Genomic DNA, 16,046 nt, shown 5'->3' on the forward strand with positions numbered 1-16,046 from the left:
ATGCTCGTCAGCCTAGGAGCGATTTCGGCTGGTAAGACCCGGTGATTCCGCAACCCTTCATTGCACGGATTGCACGGGTTTCTCGAACACGGGGAGCGGGTTCTCGGCGAACCATTTGGTGAGGTACGCGAGGAACACCTCGACCTTGCGCGGCGCCTGCGCGGCCGGCCCGTAGATGGCGTAGAGCGACCGGCTCGGCACCGGCAACTCGGGCAGCAGCAGGCGCAGCGTCCCGTTCATCAGGTCGTCGTACGCCGACCGGGTCGGCAGCAGCGCGATGCCCCGGCCGTGCACCGCCGCCTTGTGCAGGGCGATGTACGAGTTCGACTGGAACGCGATGTTCCGGATCTTGTGCAGGGTGCTGGAGTGACCGTGCCCGATCCGCCATACCGGGTCGTTGACGTGCACGAGGCAGTCGTGCCGGCCGAGGTCGTTGGCGTCGGTGAGCAGCCCGTGCCGGGCGATGTACCGGTCCGACGCGCACAGCACGAACGGCAGCGACGCGATCCGCTTCAGCCGCACGCTGGAGTCCCGCAGGTCCCGGGTGTGGAAGGCGACGTCGAAGCCGGAGTCCAGGAAGTCGTAGGTGCGGTCGGACATGCCGCCGAGCTCGAACCGTACCGCGATCTTGGGGTGGGCCACCGAGAACTCGGCGATCGCGTCGCCCAGGTCCAGGCCGCCGATCCACTTCGGGCAGATGATCGACAGCGGGCCCTCGGGGCGGTCGTGCAGCTCCGCGATCCGGGTGTCCTCCTCGTCGATCTCGTCGAGGATCCGCTGCGCGAACTCGCTGTAGCGCAGGCCCGGCTCGGTGAGGCTGACCGAGCGGGCGGTGCGGTTGACGAGATGGACGCCGAGCTGCTTCTCCAGGTCGGCGACGTGTCTCGAGATCAGGGAGCCGGAGGTGCCGAGTTGTTTGGCGGCGCCGCTGAAGCTGCCCACCTTGGCGACCGTCACGAAACTGCGCATGACCAGAATGCGATCCATCGATCCTCCACCGGTAGAACGGGAGACGTGGGAGAGCGCGTCCGCTCCCCCACGGTTCCTGTTTCGAAAGAAGCGTCAGCCCTCGAGGCAGTACTGCGGCGCCTCGGACAGGTTGTCCTTGGTGATCAGCTTGATCGGCGTGTTCGCGATCTTCTCGGCGGTCTGCTTGTTCAGCAGCGCGATCGTGTTCTTGACCGCGAGCTGACCGGTGACCGTCGCCGAGTTGGCGACGGTGGCCGCGAACCGGCCGTCCTTCACCGCGGCGAGGCCGTCCTCGGTCCCGTTGACCGTGACGATCTTGACGTCCTTGCCGGCCGCCTGGAACGCCTGGAGCGCGCCGAACGCCATGTCCTCGTTGGCGACGAACGCGTACCTGAGGTTCGGGTGCGCCTGGATCATGTTCTCGGCGACGTCCTGGGCCTTGGCCCGGTTGAACATGCCGGGCTGGTTGGCGACCAGTGCGGCGTTGGTGGGCAGGGCGTCGGAGAACCCGTTGACCAGCAGGTCGGAGGCCGCGCCGGGGGCGCCGGCGATGACACCGACCTCGACCTGTGCGGCGCCCGCGTCCGTGGCGATGTAGCCGGCGTTGAGCGCGCCGACGCCCTTCAGGTCCACCACGACCGCGCCCAGGATGTCGGAGGTGTCCTGGGTGATCACCGAGGTCAGGAAGATCGGGATGCCGGCGGCCTTGGCCTTGGTGATGTCGTTCTTCAGGGCGTCCACGTTCACCGTCTGCACGATCAGCGCGTCGACGCTGCGCGAGATCATGTCCTCGATGTTGGCCAGCTCGGTGCCGGGGTCCTGCTTCGAGTTGGCCGCGATGACCGTGGCGCCGGAGGTCTTGGCCTGGGCCTCGACCGCCCGCTGGAGGCAGGTGTGGAACTCGGTGTTCGCGCCGTTGACGAAGCCCAGGGTGACGCTGTCACCGCCGGCTTCGGAGCCGGAGTCGTCGCCGCAGGCGCTCATCGTGGCGGCACAGAGGACGGTGGCGAACAGCGCGCTGAAGACACTCAGGGGTATAGGCATGTTTGTCGCCTTCCAAAAAGGGGGTTGTCTTGCGGGGTCAGTGCTTCCCGCGGCTCTGCATCAGGTTCGCGACGGCCGCGACCAGCAGGACGGCGCCGACCGAGATCTGCTGGTAGTACGAGGAGATCTGGAGCAGGTTGAGCACGTTGGCGACCACGCCGAGCAGCAGGACACCGAGGATGGTGCCGCCGATCGTGCCCTTGCCGCCGGCCAGCGAGGTGCCGCCGATGACCACCGCGGCCACCGCGGTGAGCTGCAACTGGAGGCCACCGGTGCCGGGGCTGCTGGCCGCCAGCCGGGAGAGCAGCATGATCCCGGCGAGACCGGAGAGGGCGCCGGCCAGACCGTAGAGCAGGAGCTTGTCGCGGACCACGTTGATGCCACTGAGCCGGGCCACGTCCTCGTTGCCGCCGATCGCGAAGGCGTCCCGGCCGAACGTGGTGTAGCGCATCACGAACGCGGTGACCGCGAGGACCAGGGCGGCCACGAAGGTCAGGTTGGGCAGGCCCAGGGTCTTGCCGTTGCCCAGGGTGGAGAGGTGGTCGTCGATCGAGATGCTCATGCCGTCGATGACGAGCAGGGCCACACCGTCGAGCAGGGTGGCGGTGGCCAGGGTGGCGACGAACGGCGCCACCCTCGTGAACGTCACGACGGCGCCGTTGACCAGGCCGACCGCGATCGACAGGGCGATCGAGACGGCCAGGGTGACCGCCGTCGACCAGCCGTGCGACAGCATCTGGGCCGCCACCGCGGTGGTCACCGCGACGTTGCCGCCCATCGAGAAGTCCATGCCGCCGGCGACCATCAGCAGGGTCAGCCCGGCCGCGATCACCGCCACCACGCTGACCTGCCGGGCCACGTTGATCAGGTTGTTCGGGTTGAGGAACGCGTCGGTCCGCACGCTCGCGAAGATCACGATCGCGATCAGGACCGCGAGCAGGCCGAGGTGGGGAATCGACCTCAGCCGGGCGAGCGGCGACGCGGCCGGCTTCGGCTTGGCGAGAGTCGACGGGCTGGTCACAGCGCTCCTCCTAGGGTGGCCGCGAGCAGCTCGTCGCGGGTGATCCGGTCGACCTGGTACTCGGCGATGCGGCGTCCGTCGCGTACCACCACGACGCGGTCGGCCAGGCGCATCACCTCCTCGGCGGACGAGGAGGCCAGCAGGACGGCGACGCCCTGACCGGTCAGCCCGTCGACGAGGCTGTGGATCTCCGCCATCGCGGCGACGTCCACGCCGTTGGTCGGGTCCTCGAGGAGCACCGCGGACGGCGCGGTGCCGAGCCACTTGGCCAGCAGCACCTTCTGCTGGTTGCCGCCGGACAGCTGCTCCACCGGCGGGTTCCGGACGAGCGACACCACCCGGTAGTCGTCGCGCAGCGGGGCGGCCCGCTCGGCCAGCCTGCCCCAGCGGTGCAGCCGCCGGCCCTCCAGCCGGTCCTGGGCGAGCAGGACGTTCTCGTCGATGGTGAGGCCGGGGATCAGCCCGAGCCGGCGACGGTCACCGGTCACGCAGCGCAGACCGCTGGCCAGCGAGTGCGCGATCCGGCCGGGCCGGACCGCGCGGCCACCGATCGACACCGTTCCGCTGTCCGGCCGGCGCCGGCCGGACAGCAGGTCGAACAGCCGGGACTGGGCGTCGCCGGCCGGGCCGAGCACGGCCACGATCTCGCCGCGCCGCACGTCGACATCGAAACGGTCCAGGAACCGCCCGTCACAGAGCCGCCGGATGCTGATGCCCACGTCGGGCGACCCGGCCGGGCGGACCGGGCGCCGCGACACCACGTCCCGGCCCACCATGTCGCGGACCAGGCCCTTCTCGTCGGTCTCCTTGGCCAGGCCGGCCCAGGTGACCTGCCCGTCGCGGAGCACGGTGATCCGGTCGGCGAGGTGCAGGACCTCGGAGATGTGGTGCGAGATGAAGACGATGGCGACGCCGTTGTCGCGCAGCCGCAGCACCAGCTCGCGGATCTGGGCCGCGGCCTCCGGTCCGAGGCACGCGGTGGGTTCGTCGAGGATCAGCACCCGGCCGCCCCGGCGAACCTCGCGGGCCACCTCCACCATGGTCTGCTCGGCCACGGTCAGGTCGCCGGCGACCGCGTCCGCGTCGATCGCGATGCCCAGGTCGGTGAGCGCCCGCTGGGCGGTGGCCCGGACCCGGTTCCAGCGGACCATCGACCCGCTGGCCGGCAGGTCGCCGAGCATGATGTTCTCGGCCACGGTCAGCGTCATGACCAGTTCCCGGCGCTGCGGGACGCAGGAGATGCCGACCCGGCGGGCCCGTCGCGGGGTCAGGTGGTTCTGCGTGTGGCCGTCGACCTCCAGCAGTCCCTCGTCCGGGTTCAGCGCCCCGGAGATGATCTGGACGAGCGTCGACTTGCCGGCGCCGTTCATGCCCATCAGGGCGTGCACCTCGCCGGGCCGGAACTCGACCGACACGTTCCGCAGCGCGGCCGCGCCGCCGAAGCTCTTGCTGACGCCGAGGACGCGCAGGACCGGGGGTCTCACTCGGTGACCCTGGCGTAGCCCCGGATGTCCGGGAACGGCGGCTCGCGGTCGGCCTGGAGGTCCACCTCGAAGGCGTTCAGGCACATGCCCAGCATGCTGAAGTTGCCGAGCGAGCCGACCGCGTCGACCAGGCCCCGCGACCCGAAGATCGCGTGCGCCCGCCGGAAGGTCTCCTCGCTGACGAAGTGGTTCTCCAGGATCTCCACGGAGAACCGGTAGAACACCTCGTCCTCCTCGTTGCCGAACTCGGGCTCGCGGCGCTCGGCGATGGCCCGGACCGCCTCGGCCGGGATGCCCTCGGAGACCGCCTTCTCCCAGTGCGCGTTCCAGGAGTACTGGGCGTCGAAGTGGCGGGCCGCGATCAGCAGCGACAGCTCCCGCAGGCGCAGCGGCAGGCTCGACTCGAAGCGGAGGAAGGCGCCCAGCGACTCGACCCGGTCGCACAGCTCGGGGCTGTTCAGCCACACACGGAACGGGCCACGGACGGCGCCCCGGCGGCCGGAGATGCGCTCGGCGACCTCCCGCTGCCGCGGGGTCATGTCGTCCGGATCAATCACGGGAAGTCTCATCGGTCAGCCTCTAGCTTGTGATCCCGAACACTCGGGGTGGGTGTTTCGCAAGAACGTAACAACGCGGTGTTAGGGCGTCACACGCCATGAAGTGCAAGGTAAGGCTGCATCTCGCGTGGCCCGGACCACCGGACGGCGGCCTACCCTCGGCCCCATGACCGTGATCATCAAGGCCTCGCAGGTCCCCGTCCTCGACCGTGGCGGGGCCATCGTCACGACGCCGCTCGTCACCACCACCGCGGCCGGCGGCGAGAACCGGATCACCAGCGGGATCAGCGTCTACCCGGCCGGCACCGGCGCGCCCATGCACTCGCACAACTGCGACGAGCACGTGACGATCCTGGACGGCGAGGCCGAGGTGCTCGTCGAGGGGACGGTGACCCGGCTGAGCCGGTACGACACCACCTACATCCCGTCGCCGATCCCGCACCTGTTCCGCAACGCCGGCGACACTCCACTGCGGATCCTGTGGGTCTACACCTCCGGGCACGTGACGCGGACCTTCACCGACACGGGCGTCACCGTGGAGCACCTGTCCCCACAGGACCAGATGGGCGAGGACTGAATCCATCCCGGCGGACCTCCCGGTTCTAGGGCGCGAAGACCCGGCCGTCGAGCAGCAGCCGCGCGGTGCTCACCACCGACGTGTCCGACGGCGAGTCCCCCAGCACCAGGTCGAAGTAGCCGGACGGATGCTCCAGCCGCAGCACGTCCCGGGGCACCGAACGGTCGGCGACCGGGGCCACCAGCCCCGCCGCGACGCTGCCGGAGAGCGCCACCGCCGAACCCACGCCGACCGCCGCGCGGACACCGATCGCCGCGTGCACCCGGTCCGGCAGGAACGTCCGCGTGCTCAGGCTGCCGCCGTCGGCCGGCCGCGCCAGCAGGCACATCCTCGGCACCGCGCCCATCAGCGCGCGGGCCGGGCGGCGCAGGCTCGCCACCCGGTGCCGCAGCCGGGCGTCGTACTCCAGGCGGGTCGCCGACTCGTGGCCGGTGACGCCGAGCGCCTCCGCCTCGATCAGCGCCATCGGCGTGCCGTTGTCGATCAGGGTGGCCGGAACCCCGTCCAGGTCGTCGATCACCCGGCCGGTGGGCAGCAGGGACGGGCCGTCCGCCCCCGGGTAGGAGATCCGGAGCCGGGCCGCGCCGCCGGGCACGCCGCTGAGCCGGGTGTCGCCGGCATACGACGGCCGGCCGTCCGCGGTGGGCACGTGCACGGTCACCACCTCGCCGGTGCCGAGCACGCGTACCCGTACGCCGGTGATGGGAGCGCAAGCGGGCACCAGGCCGCGCTCGATGGCGAAAGGCCCGACCCCCGCCAGGATGTCGCCGCACGGGCCCACCCGGGGCTCTGCCACGCCGACCTCGAGGAACAGGTAGTCGACGTCGGCGCCCGCGTCAGTCGAGCGGCTCACCACGGCGACCTTGCTCCCGCCGATGCCGTCGATCCGGCGCCGGCCGGGTGGTCCCATCAGCGCGCGCAGCAGCCGGTCCCGCTCGGCCGGGCCGGCCGGCAGGTCGGAGGCCAGGAAGTACGCACCCTTGGACGCGCCGCCGCGCAGCACCTGCACCGGGATCCCGCCCACGGGCCCTCCTTCGGAAAAGACGCCTCGGAGCGTTGTCGACAATCCTGTCGACCCCCCTGGCACGAGAAACCATAGGCTTGTCCTACCCAGCTGGGCAATTGTTGACAATAATGGGGGCACTCAGGCTGACAGCCAGCCGTGAAGACCGATGCCGACCACGGGGGACCGATGGCGCCCGAGCCCAGCACCGAACGACGGCCGGCCCGCGCCGGGAACACCGCGGTCCAGGTCCGCGACGCCCTGCGCGACGCGATCCTGAAAGGCGAGTACCTGCCGGGCGAGCGCCTGGTCGAGGCGCAGTTGTGCGTGCGCATGGAGACCAGCCGGTTCAATGTCCGCGCCGCCCTGGCGGACCTGGCCGCCGAGGGCCTCGTCGAGGTGCAGCGCAATCGAGGGGCCCAGGTCCGCAAGGTGTCGATGGCCGAGGCCGTGGAGATCACCGAGGTGCGGATGGTGGTCGAGGGCCTGATCGCGGCACGCGCCGCCGAGCTGGTCGACCCGGACCGCGCCACCGAGCTGGACGAGATCGGCGTGCTGATGCGCCGGGCCGTCGAGGCCGGCGAGCACCGCCGCTACAGCGACCTGAACCAGCGGCTGCACGCGCTGGTCCGGGAGATCGCCGGGCACGCCACCGCGGACCGGATCGTCGAGACGCTGCGCGGTCAGATCGTCCGCCATCAGTACATGCTGTCGCTCGTGCCGGGCCGGCCGGAGACGTCGCTGCCGCAGCACGAGCGGATCATCGCGGCCATCCGGGGCCGGGACCCGAAGGCCGCCGAGGCCGCCATGCGGGAGCACATCTCCAGCGTCATCGAGGCGCTGCGGGCCATCGACTACCTCGGCTCCTGAACCGGCAGCCGGACCGTGACGATCGTGCCGTGCGGCCGGTTGGTCCCGGCGGTCACCGTGCCGCCGTGCTGGGTGGCGGTCTGCGCGACGATCGCCAGGCCCAGCCCGGACCCGGGCATCGACCGGGCGGCCGGCGCGCGGTAGAAGCGGTCGAAGACGTACGGCAGGTCCTCCCCGGCGATCCCCGGCCCGGTGTCGGCGACGGTGAGCACCCCGGCCGGGGTCAGCCGGACCGTGACGGCGCCGCCCGGCGGGCTCCACTTGGCCGCGTTGTCCAGCACGTTCACCACCATCCGCTCCAGCTCGCCGGGGCGGCCCGGCACGGTCACCGGCGACAGCCCGGCGTCGAAGAGCAGGCCCGGGGCGCGGATCCGGACCCGGTTGATCGCGGCGGTCACCACCTCGGCGAACTCCACCTCCTCGATCGACTCCCGGCTGGTCTCCTCGCGGGACAGCTCGACCAGCTCGGTGGTGAGGGTGGCCAGCTCACGGACCTGCGCGTCCAGGTCGGCGAGCAGCCCGGCCCGCTCCTCCGGCGGCAGCCGGTGCGCCAGCTCGGGGCGGCGCTCGACCGCGAGCAGCAGCTCCACGTTCGTACGGATGCTGGTCAGCGGAGTACGCAGTTCGTGTCCGGCGTCCTCGACCAGGGCCCGCTGAGCCCGGCGGGACGCGTCGATGGCGGCCAGCATGGCGTTCACCGAGCGGCCCAGCCGGGCGATCTCGTCGTCGCCGGAGACGCTGATCGGCCGGGTCAGGTCCATCGTGACGGCGACGTCCTCGACCGCGCCGGTGAGCCGGTCCACCGGGGCCAGCCCGGCGCGGGCGACGGTCCGGCCGAGCAGCCCCGCCCCGGCGATCCCGGCCCCGCAGCCGACCGCCAGGAGCAGGGCGAACAGGGCCAGCACGCGGGCGTCCGGGTCCCGGTCCATGGCGACCTGCACCGCGCCCCCACCCTCGATCGGCACGGTGAGCATCAGGTAGTCGCCGGGCCCCAGGCCGATCTCCTCCAGCGCCTCCCCCTGGTGCCGGCCGGTGGCCACCCGTGTGGCCAGAGGGGTGACCGGCAGCCCGGTGTCGCTGCCGCCGGAGACCGCGCCGGCCGAGTCCAGGATCTGCCAGCACGGCCCGATCTCCCGGCCGCCGGAGCCGCCCGTCGCCGGGCCGGTCCGGGCGCCCCTGGTGCTCAGCCACTGCCACGGGTGCTCGGCGATGGTCCGGGCGTCGGCCAGCAGCTCGGCGGAGATCTTGTCCTGCTGGATCTCCCGGACGGCCAGCCACGCCCCGGCCGAGACAAGCAGCACGGCCGCCGCCACCGCGCCGGCGACCAGCAGGGAGACCCGGTCGTGCAGGGTCCGGCCGCGCCACCAGTTCCTCACAGTGGCTCCTCCCGCAGCACGAAGCCGACGCCCCGGACGGTGTGCAGCAGCCGGGACCCGCCCTCCGCCTCCAGCTTGCGCCGCAGGTAGCCGAGATAGACGTGCAGGCTGTTCGATCCCTCGCCGAAGTCGTAGCCCCACACCTGCTCGAACAGGGCGGCCCGGGTGAGCACCTGCCGTGGGTGGCGCAGGAACACCTCGAGGATCCCGAACTCGGTGCGGGTCAGCCGCAGCGCGCGGTCGCCCCGCCACACCTCCCGGGTGCCCTGGTCCATCCGTACGTCGGCGAAGGTGAGCAGGTCCCCGGTGGGCGCCGGCCCGATCAACGCCGACCGCCGCAGCAGCGCCCGGACCCGGGCCAGCAGCTCCTGGAGCGCGAACGGCTTGACCAGGTAGTCGTCGGCGCCCGCGTCGAGCCCGGCGACCCGGTCGCCGATGCTGTCGCGGGCGGTGAGCATCAGCACCGGCAGCACCGCGCCGTCGGCCCGCAGCCGGCGGCACGCCTCCAGCCCGTCCATCCGGGGCATGCTGACGTCGAGGATCAGCGCGTCCGGCTCGCGGGTACGAACCGCGTCGAGGGCGGCCCGGCCGTCGCCTGCGACGTCCACCTGATACCCCTCGAAGCGCAGCGTACGGGCCAGCGAGTCACGGACCGCCGCGTCGTCCTCCACCACCAGGATGCGCATCAGGCCATTAAAGCCACCCGTCCTAAGGGATCCCTAAGAGGCGGCCCGCCGAACTCTGACCAACGGCATAGAGGCCGCACAGGGTGCGGACAGGAAGATCCGGCGAAATGGAGAACACCTGATGAACGCCACTTGAAGGAAGTCCTCACGTGACCACGTTGCTCGCCGTCGCCGCGGATCTCATCGCGATCGCCATCCTGACGTTCGGTGTCTACTTTCCCCGCCACCGGCGCCGTGACCTGGTCGCCGCCTTCCTGGGAGTGAACATCGGCGTCCTGGCCGTCGCCAGCGTCCTCGGCTCCTCGACGGTCGGCGCCGGCCTCGGTCTCGGCCTGTTCGGCGTCCTGTCGATCATCCGGCTCCGCTCCGACGAGATCAGCCAGCACGAGATCGCCTACTACTTCGCGGCCCTGGCGCTGGGTCTGATCGCCGGTCTCGGCGATGTCATGGACCTGCTGCACCTCGGCCTCATGGCGCTGGTGGTGGCCGCCCTCGTCGTCGGCGACCACCCGGCCCTCTACCGCCGGCACCGCAACCAGCTGCTCCGGCTGGACGTGGCCCACACCGACGAGGACGCGCTGCGCGCCCACCTGGAGGCGGTCCTCGGCGGCCGGGTGACGAACGTGGTGGTCAAGCAGATCGACATGGTCAACGACAGCACCCTGGTCGAGGTCCGCTACGTGGCGGCGGCCGCCGCGCCGGCCGGCGCCCACCTCGGCCCGCGGATGGAGCGGGTGAGCGCCCGATGACGATCACCACCGAGGTTCCGCTCTTCCGCCGCTTCGCCCCGATCTCCCTCGGCGAACTGGTCGGTGAGGCCGCCCTGCTGACCCGGCTGGACCGCAAGTACGTCCTCCCGGCGACGGCGCTCCCGGTCCTGCTGGACCGGATGCCGGCCGGCGTACGGGCACTCCAGATCGACGACCGGCGCACCTTCGGCTACCGCTCGGTCTACTTCGACACCCCGGAGCTGGACGCCTACCGGGCCGCCGCCCGGCAGCGCCGCCGCCGGTTCAAGATCCGGGTGCGGACGTACCTGGACAGCGGACTCGAATTCGTCGAGGTCAAGACGCGCGGCACCCGCGGCGTCACGGTCAAGGAGCGGATCCCGTACACCGGGAACGGCGGCGACCTGGGGCCCGAAGGCCGGGAGTACGCCTACGAGACCCTGGCCGGCGCCGGCATCCGCCCGGACGGCCACGAGTTGCGCCCGGTGCTGGCCACCCACTACCGCCGCAACACGCTCTACGTCCCGTCCACCGGCAGCCGGGTCACCATCGACACCGGGCTGAGCTGGACACTGCCGGACGGATCGGCGGCACACATGCCGCACTCGGTGATCGTCGAGACCAAGTCCGGCCGGGCCGCCTCCGACGTCGACCGGCTGCTCTGGTCCCTGGGCCACCGCCCCTGCCGCATCTCCAAGTACGCCACCGGCCTGGCCGCGCTCCGCCCCGAGCTGCCCGCCAACCGCTGGCACCCCGTTCTGAGCCGTCACTTCTCCACCTGGAAAGGGTTCCGATGAGGATCCGCAACAAGGTCGTCGCCGCTGTCAGCTCCCTGGTCCTGGTCACGTCCGTACTGACCGGCTGCTCCTCGGCGGACAGTGCCGCCGAGACGGCCACCACCACCGCCACCACCGCGGCCGCCACCGCCACGGTCGACGGCACCCAGGACGCCGCTGCCGTGCTCGCCGCCAACGAATCGGTGCACTCGGCCGGTTCCACCGGCTCGGGCGCCACCGGCGCCATCCAGCTCACCGGCAGCTCGGCCACCTCGGGCGCCGAGGGCGTGACGGTCGACGGCGCGACGGTCACCATCACGGCCGCCGGGACGTACACGGTCAGCGGGAAGCTGGCCGGGCAGATCGTGGTGAACGCCCCGGACGCCACCGTCACGCTGATCCTCGACGGCGCCGAGATCACCAGCTCGGAGACCGCCGCGATCGCCGCCACCGAGGCCGAGGAGCTGGTGATCCGGCTCGCCGGCGGCTCCGTCAACACGCTCGCCGACGCCTCCTCGTACGCCGACGACGCCGACGTGAACGCCGCCCTGTTCAGCGCCGGCCACCTGACCGTCACCGGCTCCGGCAAGCTGACCGTCACGGGCAACGGCAACGACGGCATCACCAGCAAGGACGGCCTGCTCGTCGAGTCCGGCACGATCACCGTCAAGGCCAAGGACGACGGGCTGCGCGGTAAGGACTACGTGGTGGTCAACGACGGCACGATCACCGTGACCTCGGGCGGCGACGGCCTCAAGGCCGACAACGACGAGGACGCCACCGCCGGGTACGTCGCGATCACCGGCGGCACGATCAGCCTGACCACCACGGGTGACGGCGTCGACGCCACCACCGACATCGTGGTCACCGGCGGCACGCTGAAGGTCGCGGCCGGTGGCGGGCACACCGAGCAGGCCGCCGACGACACCTCCGCCAAGGGCCTCAAGGCCGGTGTCATTCAGGTGCTGGAGGGCGGCACGATCGTGGTCAGCTCCGCGGACGACGCCGTGCACAGCGACGGCGCGGTCCACTTCAACGGCGCCGAGGTGACCGTGGCCAGCGGCGACGACGGCGTCCACACCGAGGGCCGGCAGATCATCGACGGCGGCACCCTGAACGTCGCCGGTGCGGTCGAGGGCCTGGAGGCGGCCGAGTTCGTGCTCAACAAGGGCACCGTGCACGTGGTGTCCAGCGACGACGGCATCAACGGTTCGGGCAACAGCACCTCCTCCGAGACGACCACCGACCAGGGCGGCGGGTTCCCCGGCGGTGGCGGCGAGGAGGTCGGCGACTTCTCGGTCACCGTCAACGGCGGCACCCTGGTGATCGACTCCGAGGGCGACGGCCTGGACTCCAACGGCACCGCGTCGATCACCGGCGGCACCGTCGTGGTGAACGGCCCGCAGGGCGACGGCAACGGCGCCCTCGACGTCAACGGCAGCTTCACCATCAGCGGCGGCACCCTGCTCGCGGCCGGCAGCGCCGGCATGGTGGTGGCGCCCGGCACCGACTCGGAGCAGGGCTGGCTCTCCGCGACGCTGGACAGCGCGGTCGAGGCGGGCACCACCGTGCAGATCACCGACGGTGACGGCAAGGTGGTCGCCACCTATGTCACCACCAAGACCGTGCAGAACGTCGTCTTCTCGTCGCCGGCCATCACGCCCGGTCAGCAGTACACCGTCCACACGGGTGGCACGGCGACCGGCGCGAGCACCGGCGGCCTGTACGCGTCCGGCAAGCTCGGCCGGGCCATCGAGGTCGCCACGGTGACCGCGGGACAGGCGCCGGCCGGCGGCCGCGGCGGGCGCCGGCCCCGCTGATCCTCTCCCCCGACGGCGCGGCGCCCCAGGCGCCGCGCCGTCGCTCTTCCCGTTGACCTCCCGGACCCATAGCCACTTGCCATGGGTATGCTGAGGCCGAATGGCCCCGAAGGATCCACTGAGGACTGTCGAAGAGGTCCACGTGTCCGAGGAAGCGCCCGACAGCGACACCGAGAAGTTCGACGAGAACGGTCGAAGCGGGGCGACCGTGCGCCGGCTACAGGTCGGCGCACATCTGCGTGCCCTGCGCCGGGCCAGGGGCCTGAGCCGCGACGAGGCCGGCTACGTCATCCGGGCCTCCGAGTCGAAGATCAGCCGGATGGAGCTGGGCCGGGTCAGCTTCAAGGAACGGGACGTCACCGACCTGCTGACACTCTACGGAGTCGAGGATCAGGCCGAGCACCGCCGCATCCTCACCCTGGTCCGCGAGGCGAACGCGCCGAGCTGGTGGCAGGCGTACGGCGACGTTCTCGACACCTGGTTCCAGAGCTACCTCGACCTGGAGCAGGCGGCCGAGCTGATCCGCACCTACGAGGTCCAGTTCGTGCCCGGCCTGCTCCAGACCGACGCGTACGCCCGGGCCGTCATCAGGCTCGGCCACTCCGCCGACGGCCCCGAGGAGATCGACCGCCGGGCCCGGCTGCGGATGGCCCGCAAGCAGGTCCTGGACCGCGCCGACGCGCCCCGGCTCTGGGCAGTGCTGGACGAGGCGGTGCTGCTCCGGCCGATCGGCGGGGTGGAGGTGCTCCGTGACCAGATCCGCTACCTGCTGGAGATCAGCCGGTCGCCCCGGGTCCGCCTCCAGGTGATGCCGTTCGCCAAGGGCGGCCACGCGGCGCTCGGCGGCGCCTTCAGCATCCTGCGGTTCCCGCACGACAAGCTGCCCGACGTGGTCTACATCGAGCATCTCACCGGTGGGCTGTACCTGGAGAAGCGCGACGAGGTGGACCGGTACGCCGAGGCCATCGGGCGGCTCTTCATCGAGGCCGAGCAGCCCGACCGGACCCCCGCGATCCTCCAGCGCAGGCTCGACGAACTGGACTAGTGGTTCACCGATAGACCTCGCACAGGAGCGCCACAAGATCCACGGCTTCACTGCGGAGCGTGACGAACGAAACCGCTCCCGCCCGCCGCATCGGCCGCCGTGGCCTGCTCGCCGGCGGCCTGGGCCTGCTCGCCGCCGCCGGTGGTGGCGGCGCCTGGGCCCTCGACCGCTACGTCCTCGACCACGTGGAGGTGTCCGGCGCCTCCAGCCTGATCGCGCAGAACGTGGTCGCGGCCGAGGCCGACACCGACGGCACCGCCACCGCCACCTCCTACACCAGCGACACCGCGAAGATCTCCATCGAGACGGTGACCACCGGGTCCGGCGACGACCGGGTGACCTACTTCGTGGCCGACGTCCAGGTCACCGACGCCACCATCGTCAGGTCGGCGTTCGCCGGCGACCGGTTCGGCGAGAACATCATCGCGAACCCGTCGGAGATCGCGGCCGGCGCCGGCGCGGTCCTGGCGATCAACGGCGACTACTACGGGTTCCGAGACACCGGCATCGTGATCCGCAACGGTGTGAAATTTCGGGATAAAGGTGCTCGGCAGGGGCTGGCGCTCTACGCGGACGGCTCGATGCGGCTCTACGACGAGAGCGCCACCAGCGCCAGCGAGCTGATCGCCGACGGGGTGTGGAACACGCTGTCGTTCGGGCCGGGCCTGGTCGACGACGGCGCGGTGATCGACGGGATCGACCGGGTCGAGGTGGACACCAACTTCGGCAACCACTCGATCCAGGGCCGCCAACCGCGCACCGGGATCGGCCTCGTCGGCGCCAACCACCTGCTGTTCATCGTGGCCGACGGGCGCAGCAGCGGATACAGCCGGGGCGTCACCATGCCGGAGTTCGCGCGGATCTTCGCCGACCGGGGCGCGCGGACCGCGTACAACCTCGACGGTGGCGGCTCGTCGGTGATGGTCTTCCGGGACGGTCTGGTCAACAATCCGCTCGGTAAGGGCAAAGAGCGGGGCACCAGCGACATCCTGTACGTCGCGGGCTGATCGCCATGATCGTGCTGATCCCCGCGTACCAGCCCGACCTCCGGCTCGCCGAGCTCGTCGGGCGTCTGGGCCACCACCGGGTCGTGGTGGTCGACGACGGCAGCGGTCCCCCGTACGCCGAGATGTTCGAAAAGGCCCGCCGGGCCGGCGCCGAGGTGATCACGCTGGACCGCAACCGGGGCAAGGGTTTCGCGCTGCGGACCGGGTTCGCGCACATCGGGGCGCGCTGCCCGGGCGAGGACGTGGTCTGCGCGGACAGCGACGGCCAGCACCGGGTCGAGGACATCGAGGCGGTCGCCGCCCGGGTCCGGGTCTCCGGCGCCGCCATGGTGCTCGGGGTGCGCCGTTTCACCGGCCGGGTCCCGGCCCGCAGCCGGTTCGGCAACGCCGCCACCCGGATCCTGTTCCGCCTGATCACCCGGCTGTCGGTGACCGACACCCAGACCGGGCTGCGCGGTTATCCGGCCCGCACGCTGCCCTGGCTGTGCCGGGTGCCGGGCGACCGGTTCGAGTACGAGCTGCGGCTGCTGCTGCGGGCCGCGGGTGAGCGGATGGACGTCGAGGAGGTCGAGATCGCCACCGTGTACCTGGACGGCAACCGGTCGTCCCACTTCCGGCCGGTGATCGACTCGGTCCGGATCTACGGCCCGCTGCTCACCTTCGCCGGATCGTCGCTGCTCGCCTTCGCGGTCGACGCCGCCCTGCTCGCCGGTCTCGTCGCCTGGACCGGTCATCTGACCGCCTCGGCGGTCGCGGCCCGGCTGGTCAGCGCCACGCTGAACTACAGCGTCAACCGCACCGCCGTCTTCCGTCACGGCACACCCGCGCCGCACCGCACGGCCGCCCCGCGCTACCTCGCCCTCGCCGCGGTCTGCCTGGCCGCCAACATCACGCTGCTGCACCTGCTGAGCGCGGTGACCGGCTCGCTGGTGACCGGCAAGCTGGCCACCGAGATCGCGCTGTTCCTGGCCGGGTTCGCGATCCAGCGGGCGTTCGTCTTCCGCCGCTCCACGACCGCGCCACCGCCGGCCGCCCGGGCCACCGCCGGCCACGACACGACCACCGGGGCGATGGCCGCCTGAG

Annotated in this window: 16 protein-coding genes; 8 read left to right on the top strand and 8 right to left on the bottom strand. The window is 71.6% G+C overall.

Annotated elements, in window-relative coordinates:
* Positions 1-57: 57 nt before the first annotated feature.
* The 5 genes from IEZ13_RS08295 to IEZ13_RS08315 form a co-directional block, all read right to left on the bottom strand.
* A complete protein-coding gene (locus IEZ13_RS08295; RefSeq protein WP_183219143.1) occupies positions 58-987 on the bottom strand; it encodes a LysR family transcriptional regulator in 930 nt (309 codons plus the stop codon).
* A 75-nt stretch (positions 988-1,062) separates the two neighbouring features.
* Positions 1,063-2,013: a sugar ABC transporter substrate-binding protein gene (locus tag IEZ13_RS08300; RefSeq protein WP_183219144.1), complete on the bottom strand. Its 951-nt coding sequence runs from the start codon at positions 2,011-2,013 to the stop codon at positions 1,063-1,065.
* Between the two features lie 37 nt (positions 2,014-2,050).
* A complete protein-coding gene (locus tag IEZ13_RS08305; RefSeq protein ID WP_183219145.1) occupies positions 2,051-3,034 on the bottom strand; it encodes an ABC transporter permease in 984 nt (327 codons plus the stop codon).
* On the bottom strand, positions 3,031-4,518 hold the full coding sequence (locus IEZ13_RS08310; protein ID WP_183219146.1) for a sugar ABC transporter ATP-binding protein: 1,488 nt from the start codon (positions 4,516-4,518) through the stop codon (positions 3,031-3,033). The genes IEZ13_RS08305 and IEZ13_RS08310 overlap by 4 nt, the downstream gene beginning before the upstream one ends.
* Positions 4,515-5,087, bottom strand: coding sequence for a carboxymuconolactone decarboxylase family protein (locus tag IEZ13_RS08315; RefSeq protein ID WP_183219147.1), 573 nt, complete (start codon positions 5,085-5,087; stop codon positions 4,515-4,517). Before IEZ13_RS08315 ends, IEZ13_RS08310 begins: the two co-directional genes overlap by 4 nt.
* Positions 5,088-5,241: 154 nt before the next feature.
* Here IEZ13_RS08315 and IEZ13_RS08320 point away from each other — a divergent pair, with 154 nt between their 5' ends.
* On the top strand, positions 5,242-5,652 hold the full coding sequence (locus IEZ13_RS08320; RefSeq protein WP_183219148.1) for a cupin domain-containing protein: 411 nt from the start codon (positions 5,242-5,244) through the stop codon (positions 5,650-5,652).
* A gap of 25 nt (positions 5,653-5,677) precedes the next feature.
* Here the strand turns inward: IEZ13_RS08320 and IEZ13_RS08325 are convergent, their stop codons facing one another.
* Entirely contained in the window at positions 5,678-6,676 is a 999-nt protein-coding gene (locus tag IEZ13_RS08325) for a PrpF domain-containing protein (protein WP_183219149.1), read from the bottom strand.
* Positions 6,677-6,844: 168 nt separating this feature from the next.
* On the opposite strand from IEZ13_RS08325, the gene IEZ13_RS08330 reads away from it, so the two are divergent.
* A complete protein-coding gene (locus IEZ13_RS08330; RefSeq protein ID WP_183219150.1) occupies positions 6,845-7,525 on the top strand; it encodes a GntR family transcriptional regulator in 681 nt (226 codons plus the stop codon).
* On the opposite strand, the gene IEZ13_RS08335 is transcribed toward IEZ13_RS08330, so the two are convergent.
* Together IEZ13_RS08335 and IEZ13_RS08340 are read right to left on the bottom strand one after the other, a co-directional pair.
* Positions 7,510-8,901, bottom strand: coding sequence for a HAMP domain-containing sensor histidine kinase (locus IEZ13_RS08335; protein WP_183219151.1), 1,392 nt, complete (start codon positions 8,899-8,901; stop codon positions 7,510-7,512). The genes IEZ13_RS08330 and IEZ13_RS08335 overlap by 16 nt on opposite strands.
* A complete protein-coding gene (locus IEZ13_RS08340; RefSeq protein WP_183219152.1) occupies positions 8,898-9,587 on the bottom strand; it encodes a response regulator transcription factor in 690 nt (229 codons plus the stop codon). Before IEZ13_RS08340 ends, IEZ13_RS08335 begins: the two co-directional genes overlap by 4 nt.
* Before the next feature lie 149 nt (positions 9,588-9,736).
* On the opposite strand from IEZ13_RS08340, the gene IEZ13_RS08345 reads away from it, so the two are divergent.
* The 6 genes from IEZ13_RS08345 to IEZ13_RS08370 all read left to right on the top strand — a co-directional run bounded on the left by IEZ13_RS08345 (position 9,737) and on the right by IEZ13_RS08370 (position 16,045).
* A complete protein-coding gene (locus tag IEZ13_RS08345; RefSeq protein WP_183219153.1) occupies positions 9,737-10,336 on the top strand; it encodes a DUF4956 domain-containing protein in 600 nt (199 codons plus the stop codon).
* Positions 10,333-11,112 carry a polyphosphate polymerase domain-containing protein gene (locus IEZ13_RS08350; RefSeq protein ID WP_183219154.1) on the top strand — a complete coding sequence of 260 codons (780 nt, stop codon included), beginning with the start codon at positions 10,333-10,335 and terminating at the stop codon, positions 11,110-11,112. The genes IEZ13_RS08345 and IEZ13_RS08350 overlap by 4 nt, the downstream gene beginning before the upstream one ends.
* Positions 11,109-12,911 carry a carbohydrate-binding domain-containing protein gene (locus IEZ13_RS08355; RefSeq protein WP_183219155.1) on the top strand — a complete coding sequence of 601 codons (1,803 nt, stop codon included), beginning with the start codon at positions 11,109-11,111 and terminating at the stop codon, positions 12,909-12,911. The genes IEZ13_RS08350 and IEZ13_RS08355 overlap by 4 nt, the downstream gene beginning before the upstream one ends.
* Positions 12,912-13,053: 142 nt before the next feature.
* The gene (locus IEZ13_RS08360; protein ID WP_229794544.1) at positions 13,054-13,956 is read left to right on the top strand and encodes a helix-turn-helix domain-containing protein; all 903 of its coding nucleotides are present in this window, start codon (positions 13,054-13,056) and stop codon (positions 13,954-13,956) included.
* A gap of 59 nt (positions 13,957-14,015) precedes the next feature.
* Positions 14,016-14,963 carry a phosphodiester glycosidase family protein gene (locus IEZ13_RS08365; protein WP_229794545.1) on the top strand — a complete coding sequence of 316 codons (948 nt, stop codon included), beginning with the start codon at positions 14,016-14,018 and terminating at the stop codon, positions 14,961-14,963.
* A gap of 5 nt (positions 14,964-14,968) precedes the next feature.
* On the top strand, positions 14,969-16,045 hold the full coding sequence (locus tag IEZ13_RS08370; RefSeq protein WP_183219157.1) for a bifunctional glycosyltransferase family 2/GtrA family protein: 1,077 nt from the start codon (positions 14,969-14,971) through the stop codon (positions 16,043-16,045).
* Position 16,046: the final 1 nt, after the last annotated feature.

Source organism: Actinoplanes campanulatus (genome assembly GCF_014647795.1).
In the GTDB taxonomy this organism is placed as follows: Bacteria; Actinomycetota; Actinomycetes; order Mycobacteriales; family Micromonosporaceae; genus Actinoplanes; species Actinoplanes campanulatus.